Genomic DNA, 23,615 nt, shown 5'->3' on the forward strand with positions numbered 1-23,615 from the left:
CGCCGCGCCAACCAATCCGCTTGGCGCTGCGGCGGACGCATAGGGGGAGAGAAGTGTCACCTATGTATCCGGTTCAAAGTGTTACCCATCTATCGGCTGGACACCGGCAGGCGGGGCGGCGCGACGTCAGATGGGCTTTCGTGCCCGGCCACCATCGTTGCACGGACCGATCTGGCCCAACGCAAGTGGATTGGTCTGACCGGGCAGCACCCTTATTGTGCGCTGCAATGAACGCCGCGCCCTTACGCCTTGCTCTCGCTGGCATGATCGCCATGGCCGTCGCCATGGGCATTGGCCGTTTCGTCTACACGCCGATCCTGCCCGGAATGATGGAAGAACTGCATCTGTCGCCGGCCGATGCCGGCTGGATCGCGTCGGCCAACTACCTCGGCTACCTCGTCGGCGCGCTTGCGGCGGCCGGCGGCTGGGCGCATGGGCGCGAGCGGCTGCTGATGTTTGGCGGCCTTGCCGCCAGTGCTGCGCTCGCCGCCCTGATGGGACTGACCGAAACGATGACGGCCTTCATCCTCATCCGTTTCCTTGCCGGTCTCGCCAGCGCCTTCGTCATGGTGTTCATGGCCTCCATCGTCTTCGGTCACCTGGCAGCCGCCAACAGAAGCGACCTGCAGGCGCTGCATTTCGGCGGCGTCGGCCTCGGCATCGCGGCATCCTCAGCGCTGATGGCGGTTCTGGTCACCGAACATGCCGGCTGGGCTTCGGGCTGGCTGTGGTCGGCAGCGATTTCCGCCGGCGGCCTTGCGCTCGTCGCCCTGCTCGCCGGCGGCACCGCACCTGGCAGCGGCGTGGCCGACCGCGAACCGGCACTGCCGAGGGACCGGTCGTTGGCAAAAGTCATCGTTGCCTACGGCCTGTTCGGCTTCGGCTATGTGGTGACGGCGACCTTCCTGGTCGCCATCGTGCGCCAGGGCGGCGGCGGCCGTGTCTTCGAGGCAAGCGTCTGGATGGTCACCGGCCTTGCCGGCTTCCCCTCGGTCTGGCTGTGGCAGAAGGTAGCGGCACGGATCGGGCTTTATGCCGCCTATGCCTTGGGCTGCCTGGTCGAAGTGGTCGGCGTCACCGCCAGCGTCGCCATCGGCGCCGCCGCCGGGCCATTGCTCGCGGGAGTCCTGCTCGGCGGCACCTTCATCGCCATAACAGCACTCGGCCTGCAGACGGCAAGGCAGCTCGTGCCGCAGGCGCCGCGCCGCATCTTCGCTCTGATGACCGCGTCCTTCGGCATCGGCCAGATCGTCGGCCCCATCGTCGCTGGCCTGCTGGCGCAAGCCTCGGGCAACTTCTTCCTCGCCTCGATCGTCGCTGCTGGCGTATTGCTGGTATCTGCTGGGATCACCTGGTCGGCCGCGCCAAAATCGCCATGATTGTGGTCTTGCTCGATGCCGGGCATCGGGCACGGGCATTTGCTTTCCACCTAATGTGTGACTTTATGCCCGCTAAACCCCGCTGATTTGCGCATCGACCGAGGAATTCGCCACAGTGTTCGTATCCTTCTTCCCGCAGCCGAAGCTGTTTTTCATCTCGGCCGTCGTCTGGACTGCGGTTCTCGTGGCAGCCTGGTTCCTCGGTGCTGACCAGCTTGGCGCGTTTCTCGGCTTGCCTCCGGCTCTTGCCGACGCGCCGCCCATCATAGGCGTCTCGGTGTTCTGGTCGCCTCCGTTCCTCTGGTTCTACATCTACTATGCGCTTGGCGTTTTGATATTCTATGGCTTCTGGCACTGGTATTCTCCGCACCCGTGGGACCAATGGTCTATCCTCGGCAGTTCGCTGCTCCTGTTCACGACCTACTTTCAGGTGCAGGTAAGCGTGGCGATCAACGCATGGTATGGACCATTCTGGGACCTCATTCAGGGCATCGTGAGCAAAACGGTCAAGGCAACCGAGGCTGATCTTTACGCTCAAATAATCACTTTCCTCGGTATCGCTCTTGTCGCGGTTACCGTGTTCGTTTTGACAAACTTCTTCGTCAGCCACTGGGTGTTTCGCTGGCGCACTGCGATGAACAATTACTACATGTCCTATTGGCCGAAGCTGCGCCATATTGAGGGCGCTGCACAGCGTGTGCAGGAAGACACGATGCGGTTTTCCAAGATAATGGAAGACCTTGGCACTAGCTTCGTCGATTCCATCATGACGCTTATCGCTTTCATGCCGATCCTGCTCAGTTATTCTAAGCATGTCACAGAGTTGCCATTGATCGGTCATGTTCCTCAGCCGCTGGTTTTGGCTGCGATCTTCTGGGCAGTCTTCGGTACAGTCATCATTGCGACCGCAGGCATCAAGCTTCCTGGCTTGCAGTTTCGTAACCAGCGCGTCGAGGCAGCATATCGCAAGGAACTCGTCTACGGTGAGGACGATCCGGTCCGGGCGCAGCCGCAGACCGTCGCGGAGCTGTTTGCGAGTGTGCGGCAAAACTACTTTCGCCTGTATTTCCACTATGTGTATTTCAACGTGGTCCGCTATCTTTATCTTCAGACCAACAACGTCTTCTCCTACTTCCTGATGGTGCCTTCCATGATCGCTGGAACGCTGACGCTGGGTCTCATCAACCAGGTCAGTTCAGCCTTCAGTCAGGTAACCAACTCATTCCAGTATCTCGTCAATTCTTGGTCGACGATTGTCGAGCTTCTGTCAGTTCACAAGCGCCTTCGCGCCTTCGAGGCGACGATTCGCGGCGAGCCGCTGCCCGACATTGACCGCCACTTCATGGAGCGTCAGGAACAGGCAAAGGAACCCGACCCGGCTTGATCCTATTTGCACAGACGGTTGGCGGCTCAGCCGCCCACCGCCGCCTGCCTCTCGCTACCACGTTGCCGCTGCACATAATCGCGAAAACTGATGCATTCGACGTCGGCTTTCACGCACGCCTCGTCGGCAAAGCGCTCCAGCGCGTTCCAGTAGGCGCCGTTGTTCATCAAGGTGAAGTGGAAGCTCTGCACCAGCGGGATGCGCTTGCCCTGATATTGCTTGTCGAAGGCGGCGCGGAAGGCCTGGTAGGTCCGATCGCTGAACTCGGCTGCCTGGCTCGGCCGCTCGAAGCCGCCGGAATGCCGGACATAAAGATTGTAGTCCATGGCGATCACCGGCCTTGAGTTCGGGCCTTCCGGAATCTGTGGCAGCGAAAAGCGGGTCAGGCCGCCGCCGGTCGGCGGCTCGACCGGGCCATTCGAAACGCCGCTGGCGTCATAGTGGTAGCCGGCTTCACCCAGGGCCTCGTAGAGCCCTTTGCCGGTCGAGAGGTAGGGTGCGCGAAAGCCGACAACGGCGTGGGCAATGGCGTGCCAGCCCGCCGGCTCGGGCGCCATGCCGTTGATCGTATAGGCGTTCTCCAGAATGCGCCCGAACGAGGCGAATTCCTTCAGCCAGTCGGCCTTGCTCCAGTCCTTGCCGTCGAAGTGGCCGCAGCCATGGCTGGCAATGTCATGGCCCTCCGCAGCGGCAAGCCCGATCTGGTCGAGTCGGTCCGCGACTTCCTGCTTCGAGACGGCAAAGCCGATGTTGGATTTGCCCGCGGACCTGGCCGGCGCGGTGTATTCGGCGCGCGTCTGCTGCGACAACAGGAACACGCAGGACAGAAAGTAGGTGAAATGCGCGCCGGTGCGCTTGGCCAGTGCCCGGCTGCGCTGCCATTGCGAGATCTCCCGGGCGCTGTCGAACGAGATGATGACGATTTGCTTCGGCTTTGCCGGGGCAGGCGGCGCCGGCGGGTCGGCGAAAGCAGTGCCCGCCATGGCAAGCACGGCTGAGGAAAACGCAACAACGCGGGACAAACGTGGCATCGGCAATCTGGGCTTGATCTGAGGCAGTCCAAGCCGGCTATCGGCAAAATGTGGCGTGGGTGCGATCAATGTCGGCAGCTATGCGCCTGGCGATTAGCCGATTTTCCTGCCGAGCCCCTTCCATGCCCGCGAAATTTCGCTAAAACGCGGGCTCAAGAAGCGCCCCTGTTGGGGCAGCAATGGTTTTGATTGATGTCCGACGACAGTTTTATCCGCGAAGTCAACGACGAGATCCGTCGCGAAAAGGCGCAGGTGCTTTGGGATCGTTTCGGCCCGGCGATCCTTGTCCTCGCCGTCCTGGTGGTGCTCGGCACCGCCGCCTTCGTCGGCTACCGCTATTGGGACGAGACCCGCGCCAACCGCTCGGGCGATGCGTTTTCGCAGGCGCTGAAGCTTGCCAATGACGGCAAGAGCGACGAGGCGCTGACCGCGCTCGAACAGCTGGAAAAGGATGGCTACGGCGCCTATCCGCTGCTCGCCCGCATGCGCGCGGCAACCGTCAAGGCCGACAAGGGCGACTTTGCCGCTGCCGTCGCGGATTTCGATGGCGTCGCCGCCGACACCGCCATTCCGCAGGGCATTCGCGACATGGCGCGCCTGCGGGCAGCCCTGCTGCTCGTCGACCACGGCTCCTTCGCCGACGTCTCCAGCCGCGTCGAGGCGCTGACCGCCGACAACAACACGCTGCGCCACACGGCGCGCGAAGCGCTCGGCCTTGCCGCCTGGAAGGAAGGCAAGACCCAGGATGCGCTGAAACTGTTCGACCAGATCGCCGCCGATGACGGCGCCCCGCGCAACGCGCGCCAGCGGGCGACGCTGATGTCGGAATTGATCCGCGGCTCGGGCGCGTCATGATACGCATCGCCCAAAGCCTGCCCTCGGGCCTGACCCAAGGGCGCGCTGCGGTTTGGGCGATGATATGGATAGCCGGATGAGCTTCAAAGTCGCCATTATCGGCCGGCCCAATGTCGGCAAATCGACGCTTTTCAACCGATTGGTGGGACGGAAGCTGGCGCTTGTCGACGACACGCCGGGCGTCACCCGCGACCGTCGCGTCCACGCGGCCAAACTCTACGATCTGCATTTCGATGTCATCGACACCGCCGGTTTCGAAGACGCCGCCGCCTCGACGTTGCCCGGCCGCATGCGCGCGCAGACCGAGATCGCCATCCGCGAAGCCGACCTGATCTTCTTCACCATCGACGCCAAGTCCGGGCTTTTGCCCGACGACCGCACCTTTGCCGAGATCGTGCGCAAGTCCGGCAAGCCGGTCGTGCTGGTCGCCAACAAGGCCGAGGCCAAGGGCGCCCAGGGCGGCATGCTGGAAGCGTGGGAACTGGGCTTGGGCGAGCCGATCCCGGTCTCGGCCGAGCATGGCCAGGGCATGCCCGATCTGCGCGACGCGGTGATCGAGGCGCTGGGCAAAGACCGCGCCTTCGGCGAGGAAGAAGACGAGGCCGAGGACGTCGCCGCCAGCGAGGTGCTGATCGGCGAGGACATCACCGATCCCGACGCCGAACCCGCCTATGACGACACCAAGCCGATGCGCATCGCCGTCGTCGGCCGGCCCAATGCCGGCAAGTCGACGCTGATCAACGCGTTGATCGGCGAGGAGCGGCTGCTGACCGGCCCGGAAGCCGGCATCACCCGCGATTCCATCTCCGTCGACTGGGACTGGCATGGCCGCCGGCTAAAACTGTTCGACACTGCCGGCATGCGCCGCAAGGCCAGGATCCACGAAAAGCTGGAAGTGATGTCGGTGCAGGACGGTCTGCGCGCCATCCGCTTTGCCGAGATCGTCATCATCGTGCTCGACGCCACCATCCCATTCGAGAAGCAGGACCTCCAGATCGCCGACCTGATCATCCGCGAGGGCAGGGCGCCGGTCATCGCCTTCAACAAATGGGACCTGATCGACAATCCGCAGGAACTGCTGGCCGAATTGCGCGAAAAGACCACACGGCTTTTGCCGCAAGTGCGCGGCATCCAGGCGGTGACGGTTTCGGCCGAGACCGGGCGCAGCCTCGACAAGCTGATGGATGCCGTCATCAAGACGCACAAGGTGTGGAACAGCCGCGTTTCCACCGGCAAGCTCAACCGCTGGCTGGAAAGCATTCTTGCGCATCATCCGCCGCCCGCCGTCGCCGGACGCCGGCTCAAGGTAAAATACGTCACCCAGGCCAAGACGCGGCCGCCTGGCTTTGTCGTCCAGTGCTCGCGGCCGGATGCGATGCCGCAATCCTATGTCCGCTATCTCTCCAACAGCCTGCGCGAAGCCTTCGACATGCCTGGCGTGCCGATCCGGATAGCGCTGCGGACTTCGGACAACCCGTTCGCGGGGAGAGCGAACAAGCGCAAGTGAGCGGTGACGGTTGCGGAATTCTCCGCAAGATTGGCGGGACAGCACCCCCTCTGCCCTGCCGGGCATCTCCCCCGCAAGGGGGAGATCAGTCGTTTCGTCTTTGGAGCCTCTCTTGCAACGTTGAAAATTGGCGAAAGCATTCGCGAGATCCAATCTCCCCCCTTGCGGGGGAGATGTCCGGCAGGACAGAGGGGGGTGTGACGGAACGCTACGCTGGACAGCCGCTTCCGTCTAAGCGACCTCTCTCAACCGCTCGTCCTGCGGCAGCGCCGCCACCGCCGCGTGCCACAATATATCCGCCAGCCGCGCCGCCACCGGGTCCAGTTCGGCGTCTTTCTGGTGCAGCACCAGCGCCATGGTCGGCAGCGCGGGTAAGCCCAGCGTTTGCGGCGCCATCGCCCTGACATTGGCCGGCAGGCCGATATCGGTGCGGATGGTCAGGCCGAGGCCGGCGGCGACCGCCGCCCAGATGCCGCCAAGGCTGGGGCTGGAGAAGGCCATCCGCCATGGCAGGCCGGCGCGGTCGAGTGTTTCCGTCGTCACCGTGCGCAGCAGGCACGGCGCTTCCAGCGCCACCAGCGGCAGCGCCTCGCCCTCGCGCAGCCTGGTCTCGATCAGCTTGGCCGGCCCGATCCAGCGCAATTGCGCGTCGCCGACATGCCGGCTGTAAGGCAGCGCCTGGCCGCTGTCCCAGGCCAACGCAATGTCGAGATTGCCTGATGTGATCCGCTCGGCGAGTTCATAGCTGCGCCCGATCCGCGCCTCGATCTTGACCTTGGGGTGCGCGCGGGCGAAGCGTCCGAGCACCTCCGGCAGCACCGCCTCGCCGAAATCCTCCTGCAGGCCGAGCCTGACCCAGCCTTCCAGTTCCACGTCGTGGATGGCCGAGGCAGCCTCGTCGTTCAACTCGAGCAGCCGCCTGGCGTAGCCGAGCATGGTTTCGCCGGCTTCGGTCAACGCCAGTCCGCGGCCCGACTTGCGGAAGATCGGCGTCGCCGCCTGGTCCTCCAGCTTCTTCAGTTGCGCGCTCACCGCCGAGGTCGAGCGTCCAAGCCGGTCGGCGGCCTTGGCGAAGCTGCCGAGTTCCATGCCGGTGACGAAGCTTCGGAGGACTTCGAGGTCGAAGGTTACGCGGCGCATCATAACGATCCTGTTTTTCGGGAACAATTGTCAAAAACTTCCCGATATTCGGGATGAAGTTATGGCGGTAAAGACGAGGCGTCAAGGTCCCGAAAGGGCATCAACAGGAGTCCCGCCATGTCGATTGCCGACGCAAATTGTGAGCCAGGCCGGGTTGGCCGAGCCGCGGCCGTCACGTCGAAGGCTGAACGATTTCGCGCCAATCATCGCTGGAAGGTGCTTGGCATCGGCGTTGCCGCCAATGCCAGTTTCTCCGCAACCTTCGCCGGCATACCGGCGGCGGCGGTGTTTCTGCGGTCGGGCTATCACTTGAGCAATGGCAATCTCGGCCTGGTCGTCGGCCTTCTCGGACTGGGCGTCGCCTTGAGCGAACTGCCCTGGGGTCTGCTCACCGACCGCTGGGGCGATCGCGGCGTGCTATTGACCGGCCTTGGTGCGACCGCGGCGTGGCTCGCCCTGATGGCGTTGTTCATCGTGCCCTCAGTGACCTATGTGCCTGGCGTCGCAATGCTGGCCGCATGCCTTCTGGTCGCCGGCCTGCTCGGCGGCAGCGTCAACGGTTCCAGCGGCCGCGCCATCATGGCCTGGTTCCATGAAGGCGAACGTGGCTTTGCCATGAGCATCAGGCAGACCGCGGTGCCGCTCGGCGGCGGGCTCGGCGCGCTGGTCCTGCCGTCGCTGGCATCGGTGCACGGTTTCGCGGCGGTCTTCGGGCTGCTGGCCGCCATGAACGCCGTCTCTGCGCTGTTTGCCTTGCGATGGCTGCACCAGCCGCCGGAACTGGACAATGCCGGCAGCATGGCCATGGCAAAGTCGGGCGGTCCGGCGCCGCTGCGCAATGTCGAGGTCTGGCGCATCGCCACCGCCATCGGCCTGCTCTGCTTTCCGCAAGTGGCGGTGCTCACCTTCGCCTCCGTTTTCCTGCACGATTTCGCCGGCATGGCCACGCTCACGATCAGCGCCAGCCTTGCCGCGGTGCAGACCGGCGCGATGGTGATGCGCGTCTGGAGCGGCCGCTTCACCGACCGCCATGGCAACCGCCGCTGGTTCCTGCGCCTCTGCAGCATGACGAGCGCGCTTGGCTTCGCGGCCGTCGGCCTGCTGGTCCTGGCGGCAGGAGCCACGCCAGACGCCCATGCCGCGTTGATCCCGGCGATTGCCGTGCTGCTGGTCGTTGCCGGCATTTCGGTCTCCGCCTGGCATGGCGTCGCCTACACCGAACTCGCCACGCTTGCCGGCGCCAGCCGCGCCGGAACCGCGCTCGGTCTTGCCAACAGCTTCGTCTTCATCGCCTTCTTCGTGGTGCCGACCGCCATTCCGGCTTTGCTGCTTGTCTGGTCGTGGCCTGGCGTCTGGCTGGTGGGCGCGCTCTGCGCCTTGATTGCATGGCCAATTTTCCTGCGGCCGAACTGACGGGTTGGCCGGTCGGCAAACGGCGTCCCATTTCGGGCCGCTTCGGAAAAACACGATCAACCGCGTTAACCCCGCATCAAGGTTAATGCTTCACTTTGGCTCTCCAGTGGCTCAGTGGCGTTTCTGGAGAGTTCCCCGTGCATCGACGTGTCCTGAAGCGGCTGGCCGCCGCCGCCGGTGAGAAAAAACGTTCCTTCGTATCGCCATTGGTCATCGGGCTCGGCATCTGGATCGGCTTTCCAACTGTCGTCGCCTACCAGGACATGGGCAGCTTGATTTCCGGCCTCGAAGCCTCGGGCACCCGCTGGAACTCTTATGTCGAGCGCTCCGTCGCCGGCTCGGTTCATGCCGCCGAAATGCCTTTCATCGATTCCGTCACCACCGGTTCGCTCTCGGGCTCGGGCGTGCGCCTGCCCGGCGTCGGCAAGGTCTCGTTTCGCGGCAAGGGCAATGTCGCCGGCATCACGCCCGACGAGGACCGCATCATGCGCGCCGACAAGAAGGGCCGCATCATCCAGGTCTCGCCGGTGGCGCCGCCGAAGAACTTCAATGCCGGCTCGATCTTTCAGCGCACCTCCTCGCTGCTGCGGCCGAGCATGGACAGCGGCCTGAAGCTCGCCTTCGCCAAGCCCGGCATCAAGGGCAAGGAAATCCAGATCGCCCAGGCCTTCCACACCAACGTGGACAAGAAGCCCGATCCCGGCGTGCCGGCCATGCTTGCCGCGTTGGTCAACAATGACAGACCGGACGTGCTGGCCACCGCCTATGCCCAGGCCGAACCCGATTACGCCAAGGCCTCACCCTTCGAAGCGCTGCTGCAGGACGAGGAGCCGAGCAGCGGGCGCTTCATTCCGCCGATGGCCAAGGGTGACCACTCGTGGATCCAGAACCCGCTGCCGGCCAGCGTCTTCTCCACGAAGGAGCAGGCCTGCCTCGCCAACGGCATCTATTTCGAGGCGCGCGGCGAATCCGTGCGCGGCCAGGCCGCCGTCGCCCAGGTCATTCTCAACCGCGTCCGCAATCCGGCCTATCCGAACTCGATTTGCGGCGTCGTCTACCAGAACGACAACTGGCTGAACCGCTGCCAGTTCTCCTTCGCCTGCGACGGCCGCAAGAAGCGCATCGAGAGCCCCGCCCATTACAAGACCGCGCAGGACGTCGCGATGGCGGTCACCGCCGGCAAGATATTCATTCCCGAAGTCGGCTCATCGACCCACTACTACGCCAACTACGTCCATCCGGGCTGGGCGCGCACGATGCAGAAGATGACCAAGATCGGCCTGCATATCTTCTACCGCACGTATGGCGGCGGCTGGAGCTGAGCCCTTCGGCTTGCCTGTCGCAAACGAACCGCAAAGGCCCTGGAAGCCGAAATCGGACAGCGGTCGCCGGACGGATTCGGGGCATGTGCCGACCCGATAGTGCCGGGCACGATGTCGCACCTCGCCAAGTGGTTGATTCCAATAGAAAAAATACATGGCTTTGAAGTCCCGCCCGTGGCTTGACGGGCGCAAACCCTCTAACTATGTTGCCGGCGACTTTAGAAGCGGACGGACGGTGACGGTCTGACCGGGCAGGGGGGTTACGATGGCCGACAAGAACGGGCCAGACGGAACCGGAGAAACCGGCCGCGGCAGCAAGCACGAGGCCGACATCCGCGACGAAGATCTCGAACGCCGCCGGCGTGAGCTTGGAGCATCGCTTGCGACAAGACGGCCGGATCAGCTCGAGGGGAATGACGGCGCGAAAGCGACGGCCGGATATGGCCAGGCGCTCAAGCTGTCCAGCGAGTTCATCGCCGGGATAGTGGTGGGTGTGGGCCTTGGCTGGTTTCTGGATCGTGTGGCGGGAACCTCGCCATGGGGTCTGGTCGTCGGCTTGTTGCTGGGCTTTGGCGCCGGCGTGCTCAATGTCCTGCGTTCGTCAGGTGTTGTGGCGGAATTCGGAAAAAGCGAGAAGTCGCACGATCCGAAAGAATGAAATGGCGCCGCCAACGGCGCACAAGGACACTTAAGGCCGTTCGCGGCTTTGACGGGGATGTAAATGGCTGCTGACAAGGTCGATCCGATCCACCAGTTCCATATCGTCAAGCTGATTCCGATCAACATCGGAGGCTATGACCTGTCCTTCACCAATTCGTCCCTGTTCATGGTCGCGACCGTCCTCGTCGCATCGGCGTTTCTGTACCTCTCGACCTCGAGCCGCAGCCTTGTTCCCGGGCGCCTGCAGTCGGTTTCGGAAATGGGCTACGAGTTCGTCTCCAACATGCTGCGCGACGCCGCCGGAACGCAGGGCATGAAGTTCTTCCCCTTCGTGTTCTCGTTGTTCATGTTCGTACTGGTCGCCAACCTGCTTGGCCTTTTCCCGTACTTCTTCACCGTCACTAGCCACATCATCGTCACCTTCGGCCTCGCAGCCCTGGTGATCGGAACCGTCGTTGTCTACGGCTTCACGAAGCACGGTCTGGGTTTCCTCAAGCTCTTCGTGCCGCATGGCGTTCCGGTGTTCCTGCTGCCACTGGTGGTGCTGATCGAAGTGATCTCCTTCGTGTCGCGCCCGGTCAGCCTCTCGGTTCGTCTGTTCGCCAACATGCTGGCCGGCCACATCACACTGAAGGTGTTTTCGGGCTTCGTCGTCAGCCTGAGCGCGCTCGGCGCCGTCGGCGTTGCCGGTTCGGTGTTGCCGCTGGCCATGGCAGTCGCGCTGACCGCGCTGGAATTGCTGGTCGCTTTCCTGCAGGCCTACGTCTTTGCGGTGCTGACCTGCATGTATCTGAACGACGCCCTGCATCCCGGGCACTGACCTAGAATTTCCGGCATCTTTCGCCGGATGGAATTGCAACGAATTACAGATCCAAAGGAGTTTAAAATGGACGCAGAAGCAGCAAAGTACATCGGCGCCGGTATCGCTTGCCTGGGCATGGGCGGCGCGGGCATTGGCCTCGGCAACATCTTCGGCAGCTACCTGGCGGGCGCCCTGCGCAATCCGTCGGCCGCCGATGGCCAGTTCGGCCGCCTGATTTTCGGCTTCGCCGTGACCGAAGCTCTGGGCATTTTCTCGCTTCTCATCGCGCTTCTCGCCCTGTTCGGCTGAGCCCCTGTTCGGCCAATTATTGGTCGGACGAGCATTGGGAAGAATTGGCTGGCCGCATTCCTGCGGCCATGCCTGATATCAGGGGATAGTCCATGTTCGTGACATCTGCGTTTGCGCAAGAGTCCGCACCCGCCGCTGAAGGCGCCCATACCGGTACGGAAGGCGACACGCATTCCGGCACCGGCGTGCCTGCCGAGGCGCACGGCACGTTCCCGCCATTCGATCCGGCGACGTTTCCGTCCCAGCTTCTGTGGCTGGCGATCACGTTCGGGCTGTTCTATTTGTTCCTGAAGAAGGTGGTGATGCCGCGCCTTGGCGGCATCATCGACGTCCGCAGCGATCGCATCACGCAGGACCTCGACCAGGCCGCCAGGCTGAAGGGCGAGGCCGACGCCGCCGTTGCCGCTTACGAGCAGGAACTGGCGGAAGCCAAGGCCAAGGCCAACGCGATCGGGCAGCAGGCCAACGACGCTGCCAAGGCTGAAGCCGAGGCTGCCCGCAAGAAGGTCGAGGCCGCCCTCGACAAGAAGCTCGGCGAGGCCGAGGCCAGCATTGCTTCCATCAAGGCCAACGCCATGAAGGAAGTCGGCACGATTGCCGAGGACACCGCTTCAGCCATCGTCGATGCGCTTGTCGGCGGCAAGACCAGCAAGGCCGAGATCTTGGCTGCGGTCAAATCCGTGGCCCGGTGAGGAGCACATTATGGACGCCACATCTCTCGCAACGCTCTGGGCAACGGTTGCCCTCGTCATTTTCCTCGGCGTTGCCGTTTACATCAAGGTGCCGGGCCTGATCGCCAAGTCGCTCGACGCCCGCGCGACCAAGATCAGCGACGAGCTTGCGGAAGCCCGCCGGTTGCGCGAAGAGGCCCAGCAACTGCTCGGCCAATACCAGAAGAAGCGCAAGGAAGCCGAGCAGGAGGCCGCAGCCATCGTCGCTGCCGCCAAGCGCGAGGCCGACATGCTTGCCGCCGAGGCGCACAAGAAGACCGAAGACTATGTCACCCGCCGCACTGCGCTTGCCGAGCAGAAGATCGGCCAGGCAGAGCGCGAAGCCGTCGCCGAAGTGCGCGCCAGCGCCGTCGACATCGCCGTCGAGGCGGCCCGCACGCTGCTCGCCGGCAAGATCGACGCCAAGGCCGGCGCGGATCTTTTCAAGTCCGCGCTGCAGGACGTGAAGGCCAGGCTGAACTGAGCGGGGTTAACTCGCTGACATCAAGCCGCCCGGGCAACCTGGCGGCTTTTTTGTTGAGCGGCGACGGAGATTGGCGAAGGCGGTGCGCCTGATCTCCCCCCTCGAGGGGGAGGTGTCGCCAAAGGCGACAGAGGGGGTCCGTTCGACCGGGCGCGACGCATTCTGCTGCGAAGAAGGGCTAGCGCTTCACGCGCGGCGACCCCCTCTGGCCTGCCGGCCATCTCCCCCTCAAGGGGGGAGATTACCATTACTCCAACCCGGCGAAGCTCTCTTCCTCAACCACCTCAACTCCACCCAGCCTGAACGGCGCGAATGATGCCCGGTGCAGCCTTGCCACCGGCCCATGCGCTTCGATCGCGGTGCGGTGCCGCACGGTGGCGTAGCCCATATGGACCTCGAACCCGTAGCGCTCGTGATGGCTGCCGCAGCCGCACATCATGCGGTCGCGCATCACCTTGGCGACGATCGAGGCGGCGGCGATCGATTGCGAGCGCTGGTCGCCCTTGATCAGCGCGCGGCCTTCGCAGAGGAGACCCGGCGGCACATCGCGGCCATCGGCCAGCGCCAGCTTTGCCTGGATCGGCAGGCCGGCAAGGGCGCGGCGCATGGCTTCCAGGCTGGCTTTGAGGATATTGCTGCCGTCAATGCCTTCGGCGCTGACCGAGGCCATCGACACGCCGAGCGCTGACCCCAGGATTTTCAGGAACAGCGCCTCGCGCTGCAAATGGTTGAGCCGTTTGGAATCGTCTAGCCCGTCGGGAATGTTGGCGGGATCGAGGATCACCGCCGCCGCCACCACCGGCCCGGCCAGCGGACCGCGGCCGGCCTCGTCCATGCCTGCCACCGGCCAAAGGCCTTCAGCCATCGCCTTCGTCTCGAAGGAGAAGTCGGGCTTTTCGACGATTTCGAAAAGAAGCGGAGAATCGGAACGCGCGCGAGCCATGTTGCGGCGAGGTTCGCATCGGCTCCGATTCTCCGCAAGTCCCTCCAAGGTCGAGTGGGGCAAGACCGGGAGGGCACCGTCTGCAGGCCGGGGGACAGGCCGGACGGGATTCTTGGGTCGCCTGCCAACCACGAGGGCAGGGCAGGCGCTACTCTCAGAGCAGCATCAGCTGCTCGGTCGCCTTGGCGGCGGCGACAAACTGGTCGGTTCGGAGCGTGCGCCGCTCGGCGTTGAGGCCGAGCCGCTTGGCCGTGATCTCGAAGCGCCGGCCGATCTGCCAGGCATAGGGGCCGGCGCCTTTCATCCGCTTGCCCCATTCCGAATCATAGTCCTTGCCGTCGCGCATCGAACGGATCAGCGACATCACGTGCCGGTAGCGGTCGGGATAATGGCGCAGCAGCCAGTCCTTGAAGATCGGCGCCACCTCGAGCGGCAGGCGCAGGATGACATAGCCGGCCTCGCGGGCGCCTGCGGCGCGTGCCGAATCGAGGATGCGCTCCATCTCCTGGTCGGTCAGGCCGGGAATGATCGGCGCCACCATGACAGAGGCCGGGATGCCGGCATCGGAAAGCTGCCGGATCGCCTCAAGCCGCTTGGTCGGCGTCGACGCGCGTGGCTCCATGGTGCGCGCCAGCATGCGGTCCATCGTTGTCACCGACAGCGCCACCTTGGCCAAGCCCCGTTCGGCCATGCGCGACAAGATGTCGATGTCGCGCGTCACCAGATGGGATTTGGTGACGATGCCGACCGGATGGCCGCGCGCCTCCAGCACTTCGAGGATCTCGCGCATGATCCGGTATTGTTTCTCGATCGGCTGGTAGGGATCGGTGTTGGTGCCGATCGCGATGGTGCGCGGCTGATAGCCATCCTTCGACAGTTCCTTGTCGAGCAGCCGCGCCGCATCCGGCTTGGCAAACAGCTTCGCTTCGAAATCCAGCCCCGGCGAGAGGCCCATGAAGGAATGCGTCGGCCGGGCGAAACAATAGACGCAGCCATGCTCGCAGCCGCGATAGGGGTTGATCGAGCGGTCGAAGGAAATGTCGGGCGATTCGTTGCGGGTGATGATGGTGCGCGGCTTCTCGACCTGCACTTCGGTGTTGAACGGCGGCAATTCCTCCAGCGAATTCCAGCCGTCGTCGAACACATGCCGGCTGACCGGCTCGAACCGGCCGGACGGGTTGATGCCCGCGGAACGGCCGCGGTTGCGATCCGGACGGACGCGCATGCCGCTCTGTTCGATCATCGCATTGGCCATCTCGGCTCGCCCTGCTCCGAAAGCAGCAATGTCCGCACGCACGATATGTTCCATTTTGGCCCTTTCCCAAGGACTGTCGGCTGGCTGTCGAATCGCTCTGTTCATGAAAATAATCCTATTTCGCTGATGAGAACAAAGCAAGAACTTTTTCGTTGGGCCATGCAAAACTGGCGCTGCGCCGGGCTTTCCGCTATTCGGCTAAAAATGCTCAGCGTTCTCATCGAAACCCGGGATGACGAAGAAGGCCTTGCCCGCACGCTCGCCTCGTTGATCGGCGGCGCGGTCGAGGGCGTGGTGCGCGATGTCATCGTCTGCGACACCGGCTCGACCGACCAGACGCATCGGGTTGCCGATCATGCCGGTTGCCACTTCGTGGCCGGCGGCATTGCCGCGGGAATCAAGCAGGCGAAGGGTGACTGGCTGCTGTTTCTGGAACCCGGCGCAAGGCTGGCGGAGGGCTGGATCGACGACGTTGTCGCTCACACGGCGCGGCAAACCATGCCGGCGCGGTTTTGCCGTGCGCGCGGCAGCCGCACGCCGTTCCTGTCACGGGTGTTTTCGGGCAACCGGGCGCTGGCCGAAGGGCTGGTCATCAGCAAGCGCCAGGCCGCTGCCCTGTCGAAGAACGCGCACAGCGCCGAAGCCCTTGCGCGCGGTCTCGCCACCAGGCGGCTCGACGCCGAAATCTGGCTGGCGCCGAAGAAGTGATGTTTCTCCCTTTTCCCGTTCCCAGGGAGAAGGGTGCCCGAAGGGCGGATGAGGGGCAGCGTCGGCGTCTCATCCGCATTGGCACGGTCGCAGCACCATCCCTCTTTTTCGCCGCAAAAAGCTATTGTGCATTGCACAAAAGCTGACGCGGGATTAGCATTCCGTTGATGCGGGATATCGGGGTTTGGGTAGTGCCGGAGCGGTAAGCAAGCGCCGCGTCGTCGTTGCTGCCGTTCATATCTGAGGACCCCGATGAACCTTTCGTCCCCTGACAAATCCGGCGCCCCCAGTCTGGAAGCCATTGCCCGCAACGGCAGCCTGCTCCGCCGCATTGCGGTGCGTATCCCGACCTATCTGTCCGACCTGCGCGAAAATCCCGCATGGCTGCCGATGTTCGTGCTTGCCCGCACCATGCCGGCGCGCAAGCTGCACTGGCTTGGCGCCAAAGCCGCGCGCCCCGCGCAGAGTGCCGGAGCGACGATGTTCAGGGGCGTCGACCTCAAGTCGATCGTCGCGGCGCTGCGCACCGATGGCCTGTTCTCCGGACTGGTCCTGCCGCAGGCAATCCACGAAGAGATCGCCAGCTTTGCTCAGAGCACGCCGTGCTTCGGCAATTTCGACCGCCGGCTCGAATTCATGCCCGGAGAACACGCAGAAGCCGAGAAGCGGTTCGGCCGCTCTTTGCTCAGCGGACACTATTTCGAGCGCATCCTCGGCTGCAAGGCGGCACTCGCCATCCAGAACGACCCGCTGCTGCTCGACATCGCCCAGCACTATCTGGGCGGGCAGGCAAAGCTGATCACCACGCGTGTCTGGTGGAGCTTTCCGACCGGCGAGGCTTCCGACGCCGACAAGAACCTTGCCTCGCTCGGCAAATATCATTTCGATCTCGACGACTGGCGGATGCTGAAATTCTTCTTCTATCTCAAGCCCTGCGATGCCGGCACCGGCCCGCATGTCTATGTCAAAGGCAGCCACAACAGGCGCAGCCTCAAGCACCAGTTGACGCTGCTGGTCGGCCATCCGGCGCAAGACGTGCTCAAGGTCTATGGCGACGACAGCCCGGTCACGCTGACCGGCGAGGCCGGCCTCGGCTTCGTCGAGGACCCGTTCGGCTTCCACATGGGCACCGTGCCGTCCACCACGCCACGGCTGATGATGGAGGTCGGCTTCGGCGTCTCGCCGCCCTCGCGCCGCCGCTTCCACGGCGAACCGGTCATCCGCTGAGGCCGGAGCGGATCTCGACCGGCATCCAGCGCGCTTGCCGCCGGGCAATGCGACCCTCTTTGTTCTCGGCATCATAGTCCATTGGGACCGGCTCGCGGTTGAACCGCGGCCGGTCATCCAGCGCATTGACGATGACGATCGCTCTCGGTTCGCCGTCGGTGGTCACAGCAGCGACATAGACGCCGCAGTCCCGGCAGATGAGATAATCGGCGGTGCGCAATCCGAACCGGTATCGGTGCAGCCGCGCCTCGTCCTCGACCGAGACGATCAATCGGCCCTGCGGATCGGCGGCGGCGCGCGAACCATGCCGGACACAGAACGCGCACTGGCAGGCGCGGATCTCCACCTCGGCCGGCTCGATTCCCGTTTCGAACGTCAGGTGGATGTTGCCGCAATGGCAGCCGCCGCGGTGCGCGCTCATTGGATCTCTTCCGTCTTGACTTGGCGACAGACTATCCGCCCGACGACCCGGAGGAAATGACCTCTCGAAGGCGCAGCCGCCATTCTGCCTGACAAAGGCAGCACTTGGCCGGCTTTGCCTTGGTTTACGAGGCGGCCTTGCCGCGCCGCAAATGCTCGTCCAGGCGCGGCATGATCTCGACGAAGTTGCAGGGCATGTGGCGGTAGTCGAGCTGCGGTTTCAGGATGCCGTCCCAGGCGTCCTTGCAGGCGCCGGGCGAGCCCGGCAGCACGAAGACGAAGGTGGCGTTGACGACGCCGCCCGTCGCCCGGCTCTGCACTGTCGAGGTGCCGATCTTGTCGTAGGAAATGCGGTGGAACACTTCGGAAAAGCCATCCATGCGCTTCTCGAAGATCGGCTCCAGCGCCTCCGGCGTCACGTCGCGGCCGGTAAAACCGGTGCCGCCGGTGGTGATGACGACATCGATGTCTTCGTCGCGCGACCAGCCCAGCACCTTGTCGCGGATTTTCTCCCGGTCGTCGGTGACGATGTCGCGCGCGGCCAGGACATGGCCGGCCTCCGCGATGCGATCAGCCAGCGTCTGGCCGGATTTGTCGTCGGCAAGGCTGCGCGTATCGGACACCGTCAGCACCGCGATGCGCACCGGGATGAACGGCCGGCTCTCGTCAATTTTGGCCATCGGCCCCCTCCGAAGCGATGCTTCGTGTCGCGGCGACAAACCACTCCGGTTCGCGACTGCGAATCTCGGCGGCGGCGCGCTTGGCGACATTGCCGGTCTCGAACAGCCCGAAGCATGTCGCGCCGGATCCCGACATGCGCGAGAATCCAGATCCGGCCCTGTTCAGCAGGGAAAGCGCTCTGCCGATGGGCGGCTGTATTGCTTGCGCCGGTTCCTCAAGATCGTTGCGGGTGATCTCCAGCCAATTGCGGACGCCGTGGAAATCGAAACCGCGCGGCAGCGGCGGCAGTCCTTCATTGTCGCGTTTTTCAAGTGCATTGAACACATCGGGCGTGGAGACGGCGACGCCGGGATTGACCAGCACCAAGGCCAGCGCAGGAAAATCCGCAATTGGCGACAGCTCGTCGCCGACGCCACGCGCAACCAGCGGTTTTGCCGCAAGACACATCGGCACGTCGGCGCCGAGCGTGAGACCGATCCGGCTCAGTTCGGCCTCGCCGATGTCGAGCCCCCAGGTCCGGATAAGACCCTGCAATACCGCCGCCGCGTCGCTCGAGCCGCCGCCGACGCCGGATGCGACCGGCAGGTTCTTTTCCAGCCGGATGGCAACCGGCGGCGTGCTCTGCTGGCCGGCCTGCCTGCGCAGCGCCTCGCGCGCCTTCACCACCAGATTGCTGTCGTCGATCGGCACGGAAGTCGCGTAACGGCCCGATACGGAGAACCGGTCGGCGTCGGCAGGCTCGATCTCGACCCTGTCGCCGAAGCGGGTGAAAACGACCAGGCTCTCGAGCAGATGGTAGCCGTCGGCGCGCTTGCCGGTGATGTGCAGCGCCAGATTTATCTTGGCGGGCGCAAGCCACGTCCGGGCTGCGGCATCCAAACTGTCGGCTGCTGACGGGATGATGCTCAGTCCTTGGCCAGGCGGTATTCGCCGGTCTTGGGATCCTGGACCAGCGTGCCGTTGGTGCCGTTGGCTGCCTGCTTTTCGGTGCGCCGCACCTTGGCGGTCACACGTTCGGCCTCGCGGACGAAGGTGCGGTAGCCGAAATAAGCGGCTGCGCCGACAACTGCGAAGAAAATGATCTGTGGCATTTCAAAGCTCCTCCCTCGCAAGGCGGCAAGGCAGACTGTCAAGCCCTCATGCTAGACGCTTTCCCTGCTTTTTCAAAGCCCGAAGCGCGCCCACAATGCCCGCTCTTCCGCCGCATCGATCACGCCGCTTGCGGCGGCGGCGGCAATATCGGGCGCTGAAAAGTTCGAGCCGAACAGGCCGATGCGGCCAAACAGGCCACGCGGCGCGGTGACCAGCCTGAGCTGGGTTTTCGCGCCGAAGCGGGTTTTCAGTACCGTGCGCATGTCGCTCAACGCATCGACGAGGCCAAGCTCCAGCCCTTTCTTGCCGGTCCAGAACAGGCCGGTGAACAGGTCCGGATCGTCCTTCAGCTTGGTGCCACGGCGCTCCCTGACCAGATCGATGAAGGTCTCGTGCACTTCCAGCTGCAGCGCCTTCAGGCGCTCGACGTCTTCCCTCTTCTCCGGCTTGAACGGGTCGAGCACCGCCTTGTTCTGGCCGGCGGTGTGGACACGGCGCTCGACACCGATCTTCTTCATCAACTCGGGAAAGCCGAACGAGGCCGAGACGACACCAATCGAACCGACGATGGAGGACGGATCGGCAAAGATCTCGTCGCCGGCGACCGCGATCATGTAGCCGCCCGAGGCCGCCACATCCTCGACGAAGACCAGCACCTTCTTGTTCTTCTCGACCGCGAGGTCGCGGATGCGCTTGAAGATCAGCCGCGACTGCACCGGCGAGCCGCCAGGCGAATTGATCGAAATGGCGACGGCGGGCGCATCGAACAGGAACGCCTTTTCGATGAGGGCGGCGGTGGACGCCAAGGACAGGCTCGGCCGGAACGGGCCGCCGCCGGCCATGATGGCGCCATGCAGCCTGATGACGGGAATGGTGACGACGCTGGATCGCCAGGATTTCGGCAGCAGGCGGTTGAAAAGGCGTTTCACGAGGTGGCTGTCTCCAAATGGCTTCAACGCATGTAGGGATTTGCCGGTCAACGGCAATGCTGCAATCCATCTCAGCCAACTGTGTGCCGGTTTTGCGGCAACGACACTGACGGGCCCAAAATCAATCGCCAAACAGCGACGCCAGTCCGTTGTTGATCATCTCGGTTCGTTCCGACGGGCCGTCGCCCGTTTGCCCATGCAGCATCAAAGGCGGGCGGATCGACAGCTTGCCGCGCGCGCCGAGCGCTGCCCTGACGACAATGCGGATTGCGGCTGCTTCCGGGCGCGGATGCACGGCCAGCATCTCGGCGTCGCCGAAGCGGCCCGACAGCGCATGGAGGAGGTCGCCAAGCTGTTCCGGCCGCGCAATGACGGCCAGGCCGCCGCGCGGCTTGGCGACGGCAGCCGCACTCCGGATCCAGCTTTCGAACAGCCCCTGTTCCATCACATGCGCCTGCCGCCGCAGCGGATCGGGCGTGGCGCGGTCTTGCGCCGCGTTGAAGGGCGGGTTCATGATGACGAAATCGAAGGAATTGTCGGCAAGGCCGGCTTGCGTCCGCGCCCGGCCCGACAGCGTGACGTCGGCGGTCAGCACCGAGGCGCGATTGCCGAGATGCGCATTGCCGGGATGGGCGAGCGTGGTTGTGGCGAAGCCTGCCATCTCGGTCGACCGTTCGACGAGCACGACCTGCGCCTCTGGGCAGCGCGACAGCACGGCGAGACCCGCCGCACCGGCGCCGGCGCCGAAATCGGCGAGGCGCCCAGAAAAGCCGGATGAAACTGCTGCCGCCAGCATCATGGCATCCATCCCGGCGCGATGCCCTGTCCTGGGCTGGACCAGCCAGAAGCGGCCGCGATGGAAGGCATCGACCGTGTGGGCCGGCGTATCGCTGGTAAGCGCGCTCGCTTCAGCCATTATGTCTGGCGGATTTCGTTCTCGATGCCGGCGTCTTTCAAGATGCGCCGCGCCTGATCGGCCTGGTCGGCATCGACCATCACGCGCTTCTGCAAAAGACCGATCGACCCTTCGAGAATGCTCATGTTCTGGTCGGCGACGAAGCAGGCGATCCCGGCATCGCGCATCAGCGATTCGACGAAGGAGATGATCACGGCATCGTTGGTGCGCACGAGTTCTATCATCGGACGAAGTTCGCAGGTTGCAGCGTTGATGTAAACGCCGGAGCATGGCGCCCAAAAGTGTGGAGCGGTTTTCGGGCAACGGCATGCGGTCGCTAAGGTTGACACGCCGTCACCGCAGCCGCGCCAATTCGCCTCTTGCCGTGCCCGTATGTGCCGCCCTAGAGTCCCAGGCGGGACCAGGGTGCCGTCGCACGCGTGATCAAAGACGGGAGTGTTTGTTGGTGGGTGTCGTTCTCAACATCGAAAACGGGAAGCGGGAACCCGCCCCCATCAAGGATCTCATCGACCTGACAGCAGCCGATATGGGGCGCGTCAACAAACTGATCCTGTCCAAGGCCGGCTCCGACGTCGAGATGATCCCGGAGGTCGCCAATCATCTGATCTCGTCGGGCGGCAAAAGGCTGCGTCCCATGCTGACGCTCGCGGCGGCCCAGATGTTCGGCTATTCCGGCGAGGGCCACGTCAAGCTCGCCACCGCGGTCGAGTTCATGCACACCGCCACGCTGCTCCATGACGACGTCGTCGACGAGAGCGGCATGCGGCGCGGCAAAAAGACTGCCCGCATGATCTGGGGCAACCAGGCGAGCGTGCTGGTCGGCGATTTCCTGCTCGGCCAGGCTTTTCGCATGATGGTCGATGTCGGTTCGCTGGAAGCGCTCGACATCCTGTCCAGTGCCGCCTCGATCATCGCCGAGGGCGAGGTGATGCAGCTGGCGGCCGCCAAGAACCTCGATACCACCGAGGACGAGCATTTCGCCGTCATTAAGGCCAAGACCGCGGCGCTGTTCTCGGCTGCCGCCGAGGTCGGTCCGGTCATCGCATCGGCGACGCGCAACGATCGCGCCGCATTGCGCTCCTACGGCATGAATCTCGGCCTTGCCTTCCAGCTCATCGACGATGCGCTGGATTATGGCGGCTCCAGCCAGGAGCTAGGCAAGAATGTCGGCGACGATTTCCGCGAAGGCAAGGTTACGCTGCCGGTCATCCTCGCCTACCGGCGCGGCACCAAGGCCGAGCGCACCTTCTGGAAGCGCGCCATCGAGGACAATGTCACCGACGATGCCGGCCTGGAAAAGGCGATCGGCCTGATGACCCGCCATGGCGCCATTGCCGACACCATCGGCCGCGCCCGCCATTTCGGCGAGATCGCCCGCGACGCGCTGGCGCCGCTGGAGGCGACGCCGCAGAAATCGGCGCTGATCGACGTCATCGACTTCTGCATCAGCCGGGTGAACTGAGGCCCGCGCCTGGCGCCAAAGCAAGTTTGCATGCAAAGTCGGGCAATCACCGCTCGACAATCGGCAGCAGTGCAAATTATCTATAAAACATGGCAAAGACCGCAGACGACACCATCGCCGTGCGCATCAGCAAGGTGCTGGCGGATCGCATCATATCGGGTGCGATCGAACCGGGAGCCCGGCTGCGGCAGGATCACATCGCCGAGGAATTCCAGACCAGCCATGTCCCGGTGCGCGAAGCCTTCCGGCGCCTGGAGGCGCAAGGGCTGGCGGTCAGTGAGCCCAGGCGGGGCGTGCGCGTCGCTGCTTTCGATCTCGGCGAGGTAAGGGAGGTCGCCGAAATGCGGGCAGCGCTCGAAGTGCTGGCGCTGCGCCATGCCGCGCCGCATCTGACGGCTTCCATTCTCAACCTTGCCGAAGAAGCCACAAAGGCCGGCGACAAATCCCGCGATGTCCGCTCTTGGGAGGAGGCCAACCGCACGTTCCACCGGCTGATCCTGGCGCCCTGCGGCATGCCGCGGCTCATCGCCACCATCGACGATTTGCACGCCGCAAGCGCCCGCTTCCTGTTCGCCGCCTGGCGCTCGGAATGGGAAATCCGCACCGACCAGGATCATCGCGCGATCCTCAGCGCGCTGCGGCAGGGCAATACCGAATCGGCCGCCGCCACGCTTGGCCGGCACGTGCAGTGGATCGGCCAGAAACCGGTCAAGACCGCGTCGGGCAAGATGCGCGAAGCGTTTGCCATCGTCGGGTAGGGACGAAGGGACAGTCGTCGGATTCCGCGCGTAGCGATCCTTCACACCCCCCTCTGTCCTGCCGGACATCTCCCCCGCAAGGGGGGAGATCAACAGCTTTGCCGTTGCGTTAGTCCTGCAACGTCGGCCATTGGCGAAAGCAGAGGCGACATCCGATCTCCCCACTGCGGGGGAGATGGCCGGCAGGTCAGAGGGGGGTGCTGTCCCGCCAGCTTTATTCGGCACGCA

26 protein-coding genes are annotated in these 23,615 nt (G+C 64.1%); 15 read left to right on the forward strand and 11 right to left on the reverse strand.

From position 1 onward, the window contains the following. Positions 1–227: 227 nt before the first annotated feature. Entirely contained in the window at positions 228–1,379 is a 1,152-nt protein-coding gene (locus tag NKI31_RS22070; protein ID WP_352652535.1) for a YbfB/YjiJ family MFS transporter, read from the forward strand. A 115-nt stretch (positions 1,380–1,494) separates the two neighbouring features. Then, entirely contained in the window at positions 1,495–2,763 is a 1,269-nt protein-coding gene (gene sbmA, locus NKI31_RS22075; RefSeq protein ID WP_352652536.1) for a peptide antibiotic transporter SbmA, read from the forward strand. A gap of 26 nt (positions 2,764–2,789) precedes the next feature. Here sbmA and NKI31_RS22080 read toward each other — a convergent pair whose 3' ends face one another. Further along, positions 2,790–3,794 carry a polysaccharide deacetylase family protein gene (locus tag NKI31_RS22080; RefSeq protein WP_352652537.1) on the reverse strand — a complete coding sequence of 335 codons (1,005 nt, stop codon included), beginning with the start codon at positions 3,792–3,794 and terminating at the stop codon, positions 2,790–2,792. Positions 3,795–3,986: 192 nt separating this feature from the next. Here NKI31_RS22080 and NKI31_RS22085 point away from each other — a divergent pair, with 192 nt between their 5' ends. Both NKI31_RS22085 and der read left to right on the forward strand, forming a co-directional pair. Next, the gene (locus NKI31_RS22085; RefSeq protein ID WP_352652538.1) at positions 3,987–4,649 is read left to right on the forward strand and encodes a tetratricopeptide repeat protein; all 663 of its coding nucleotides are present in this window, start codon (positions 3,987–3,989) and stop codon (positions 4,647–4,649) included. 76 nt (positions 4,650–4,725) lie between these two features. After that, positions 4,726–6,156, forward strand: a complete 1,431-nt coding sequence (gene der / locus NKI31_RS22090; protein ID WP_023692116.1) for a ribosome biogenesis GTPase Der — start codon at positions 4,726–4,728, stop codon at positions 6,154–6,156. A 231-nt stretch (positions 6,157–6,387) separates the two neighbouring features. Here der and NKI31_RS22095 read toward each other — a convergent pair whose 3' ends face one another. Then, the gene (locus tag NKI31_RS22095; RefSeq protein WP_023692115.1) at positions 6,388–7,296 is read right to left on the reverse strand and encodes a LysR substrate-binding domain-containing protein; all 909 of its coding nucleotides are present in this window, start codon (positions 7,294–7,296) and stop codon (positions 6,388–6,390) included. Positions 7,297–7,413: 117 nt separating this feature from the next. On the opposite strand from NKI31_RS22095, the gene NKI31_RS22100 reads away from it, so the two are divergent. The 7 genes from NKI31_RS22100 (at position 7,414) to NKI31_RS22130 (ending at position 12,996) form a co-directional block, all read left to right on the forward strand. Beyond that, positions 7,414–8,709: an MFS transporter gene (locus tag NKI31_RS22100; protein WP_023807505.1), complete on the forward strand. Its 1,296-nt coding sequence runs from the start codon at positions 7,414–7,416 to the stop codon at positions 8,707–8,709. Positions 8,710–8,846: 137 nt separating this feature from the next. Further along, complete coding sequence (locus tag NKI31_RS22105) at positions 8,847–10,031, forward strand: cell wall hydrolase (protein WP_023668487.1); 1,185 nt, start codon at positions 8,847–8,849, stop codon at positions 10,029–10,031. Positions 10,032–10,296: 265 nt separating this feature from the next. Further along, positions 10,297–10,689, forward strand: coding sequence for an AtpZ/AtpI family protein (locus NKI31_RS22110; RefSeq protein WP_023668486.1), 393 nt, complete (start codon positions 10,297–10,299; stop codon positions 10,687–10,689). A gap of 63 nt (positions 10,690–10,752) precedes the next feature. Next, a complete protein-coding gene (locus NKI31_RS22115) occupies positions 10,753–11,511 on the forward strand; it encodes a F0F1 ATP synthase subunit A (protein WP_023668485.1) in 759 nt (252 codons plus the stop codon). A 66-nt stretch (positions 11,512–11,577) separates the two neighbouring features. Next, positions 11,578–11,802 (forward strand): F0F1 ATP synthase subunit C, encoded by a 225-nt coding sequence (locus NKI31_RS22120; protein WP_006206606.1) that lies wholly within the window; start codon positions 11,578–11,580, stop codon positions 11,800–11,802. A gap of 92 nt (positions 11,803–11,894) precedes the next feature. Further along, positions 11,895–12,494 carry a F0F1 ATP synthase subunit B gene (locus NKI31_RS22125; RefSeq protein WP_023738460.1) on the forward strand — a complete coding sequence of 200 codons (600 nt, stop codon included), beginning with the start codon at positions 11,895–11,897 and terminating at the stop codon, positions 12,492–12,494. A gap of 10 nt (positions 12,495–12,504) precedes the next feature. Further along, positions 12,505–12,996 carry a F0F1 ATP synthase subunit B gene (locus NKI31_RS22130; protein WP_023668483.1) on the forward strand — a complete coding sequence of 164 codons (492 nt, stop codon included), beginning with the start codon at positions 12,505–12,507 and terminating at the stop codon, positions 12,994–12,996. Positions 12,997–13,243: 247 nt separating this feature from the next. Here NKI31_RS22130 and rnhB read toward each other — a convergent pair whose 3' ends face one another. Both rnhB and NKI31_RS22140 read right to left on the reverse strand, forming a co-directional pair. After that, on the reverse strand, positions 13,244–13,939 hold the full coding sequence (gene rnhB / locus NKI31_RS22135; protein ID WP_023747565.1) for a ribonuclease HII: 696 nt from the start codon (positions 13,937–13,939) through the stop codon (positions 13,244–13,246). Between the two features lie 154 nt (positions 13,940–14,093). Next, positions 14,094–15,248 (reverse strand): PA0069 family radical SAM protein, encoded by a 1,155-nt coding sequence (locus tag NKI31_RS22140; RefSeq protein WP_352652539.1) that lies wholly within the window; start codon positions 15,246–15,248, stop codon positions 14,094–14,096. A 150-nt stretch (positions 15,249–15,398) separates the two neighbouring features. Between NKI31_RS22140 and NKI31_RS22145 the strand changes: the two genes are divergently transcribed. After that, the gene (locus tag NKI31_RS22145) at positions 15,399–15,902 is read left to right on the forward strand and encodes a glycosyltransferase (RefSeq protein ID WP_352652540.1); all 504 of its coding nucleotides are present in this window, start codon (positions 15,399–15,401) and stop codon (positions 15,900–15,902) included. 252 nt (positions 15,903–16,154) lie between these two features. Continuing rightward, positions 16,155–17,129 carry a hypothetical protein gene (locus tag NKI31_RS22150; protein ID WP_023687106.1) on the forward strand — a complete coding sequence of 325 codons (975 nt, stop codon included), beginning with the start codon at positions 16,155–16,157 and terminating at the stop codon, positions 17,127–17,129. Here the strand turns inward: NKI31_RS22150 and NKI31_RS22155 are convergent. The 7 genes from NKI31_RS22155 to NKI31_RS22185 form a co-directional block, all read right to left on the reverse strand. Next, a complete protein-coding gene (locus tag NKI31_RS22155; protein ID WP_023668478.1) occupies positions 17,119–17,550 on the reverse strand; it encodes a GFA family protein in 432 nt (143 codons plus the stop codon). The two genes, NKI31_RS22150 and NKI31_RS22155, sit on opposite strands and share 11 nt — an antisense overlap. Before the next feature lie 124 nt (positions 17,551–17,674). Continuing rightward, positions 17,675–18,229, reverse strand: a complete 555-nt coding sequence (gene moaB, locus NKI31_RS22160) for a molybdenum cofactor biosynthesis protein B (protein WP_023729313.1) — start codon at positions 18,227–18,229, stop codon at positions 17,675–17,677. Further along, positions 18,216–19,109: a 4-(cytidine 5'-diphospho)-2-C-methyl-D-erythritol kinase gene (locus NKI31_RS22165; protein WP_352652541.1), complete on the reverse strand. Its 894-nt coding sequence runs from the start codon at positions 19,107–19,109 to the stop codon at positions 18,216–18,218. Before NKI31_RS22165 ends, moaB begins: the two co-directional genes overlap by 14 nt. 26 nt (positions 19,110–19,135) lie before the next feature. Next, on the reverse strand, positions 19,136–19,321 hold the full coding sequence (locus NKI31_RS22170) for a membrane protein (protein ID WP_023668475.1): 186 nt from the start codon (positions 19,319–19,321) through the stop codon (positions 19,136–19,138). Positions 19,322–19,393: 72 nt separating this feature from the next. Then, positions 19,394–20,251: a S49 family peptidase gene (locus NKI31_RS22175; protein WP_352652542.1), complete on the reverse strand. Its 858-nt coding sequence runs from the start codon at positions 20,249–20,251 to the stop codon at positions 19,394–19,396. A 121-nt stretch (positions 20,252–20,372) separates the two neighbouring features. Beyond that, the gene (locus NKI31_RS22180; protein ID WP_352652543.1) at positions 20,373–21,167 is read right to left on the reverse strand and encodes a tRNA1(Val) (adenine(37)-N6)-methyltransferase; all 795 of its coding nucleotides are present in this window, start codon (positions 21,165–21,167) and stop codon (positions 20,373–20,375) included. Continuing rightward, a complete protein-coding gene (locus NKI31_RS22185) occupies positions 21,167–21,391 on the reverse strand; it encodes a putative signal transducing protein (protein ID WP_023692106.1) in 225 nt (74 codons plus the stop codon). The genes NKI31_RS22180 and NKI31_RS22185 overlap by 1 nt, the downstream gene beginning before the upstream one ends. A 221-nt stretch (positions 21,392–21,612) precedes the next feature. On the opposite strand from NKI31_RS22185, the gene NKI31_RS22190 reads away from it, so the two are divergent. Both NKI31_RS22190 and NKI31_RS22195 read left to right on the forward strand, forming a co-directional pair. Beyond that, on the forward strand, positions 21,613–22,629 hold the full coding sequence (locus NKI31_RS22190) for a polyprenyl synthetase family protein (protein WP_352652584.1): 1,017 nt from the start codon (positions 21,613–21,615) through the stop codon (positions 22,627–22,629). 89 nt (positions 22,630–22,718) lie between these two features. Then, positions 22,719–23,387 carry a GntR family transcriptional regulator gene (locus tag NKI31_RS22195; RefSeq protein ID WP_023687112.1) on the forward strand — a complete coding sequence of 223 codons (669 nt, stop codon included), beginning with the start codon at positions 22,719–22,721 and terminating at the stop codon, positions 23,385–23,387. Positions 23,388–23,615 lie beyond the last annotated feature (228 nt).

Source organism: Mesorhizobium sp. M0659 (assembly GCF_040320605.1).
Lineage (GTDB): Bacteria > Pseudomonadota > Alphaproteobacteria > Rhizobiales > Rhizobiaceae > Mesorhizobium.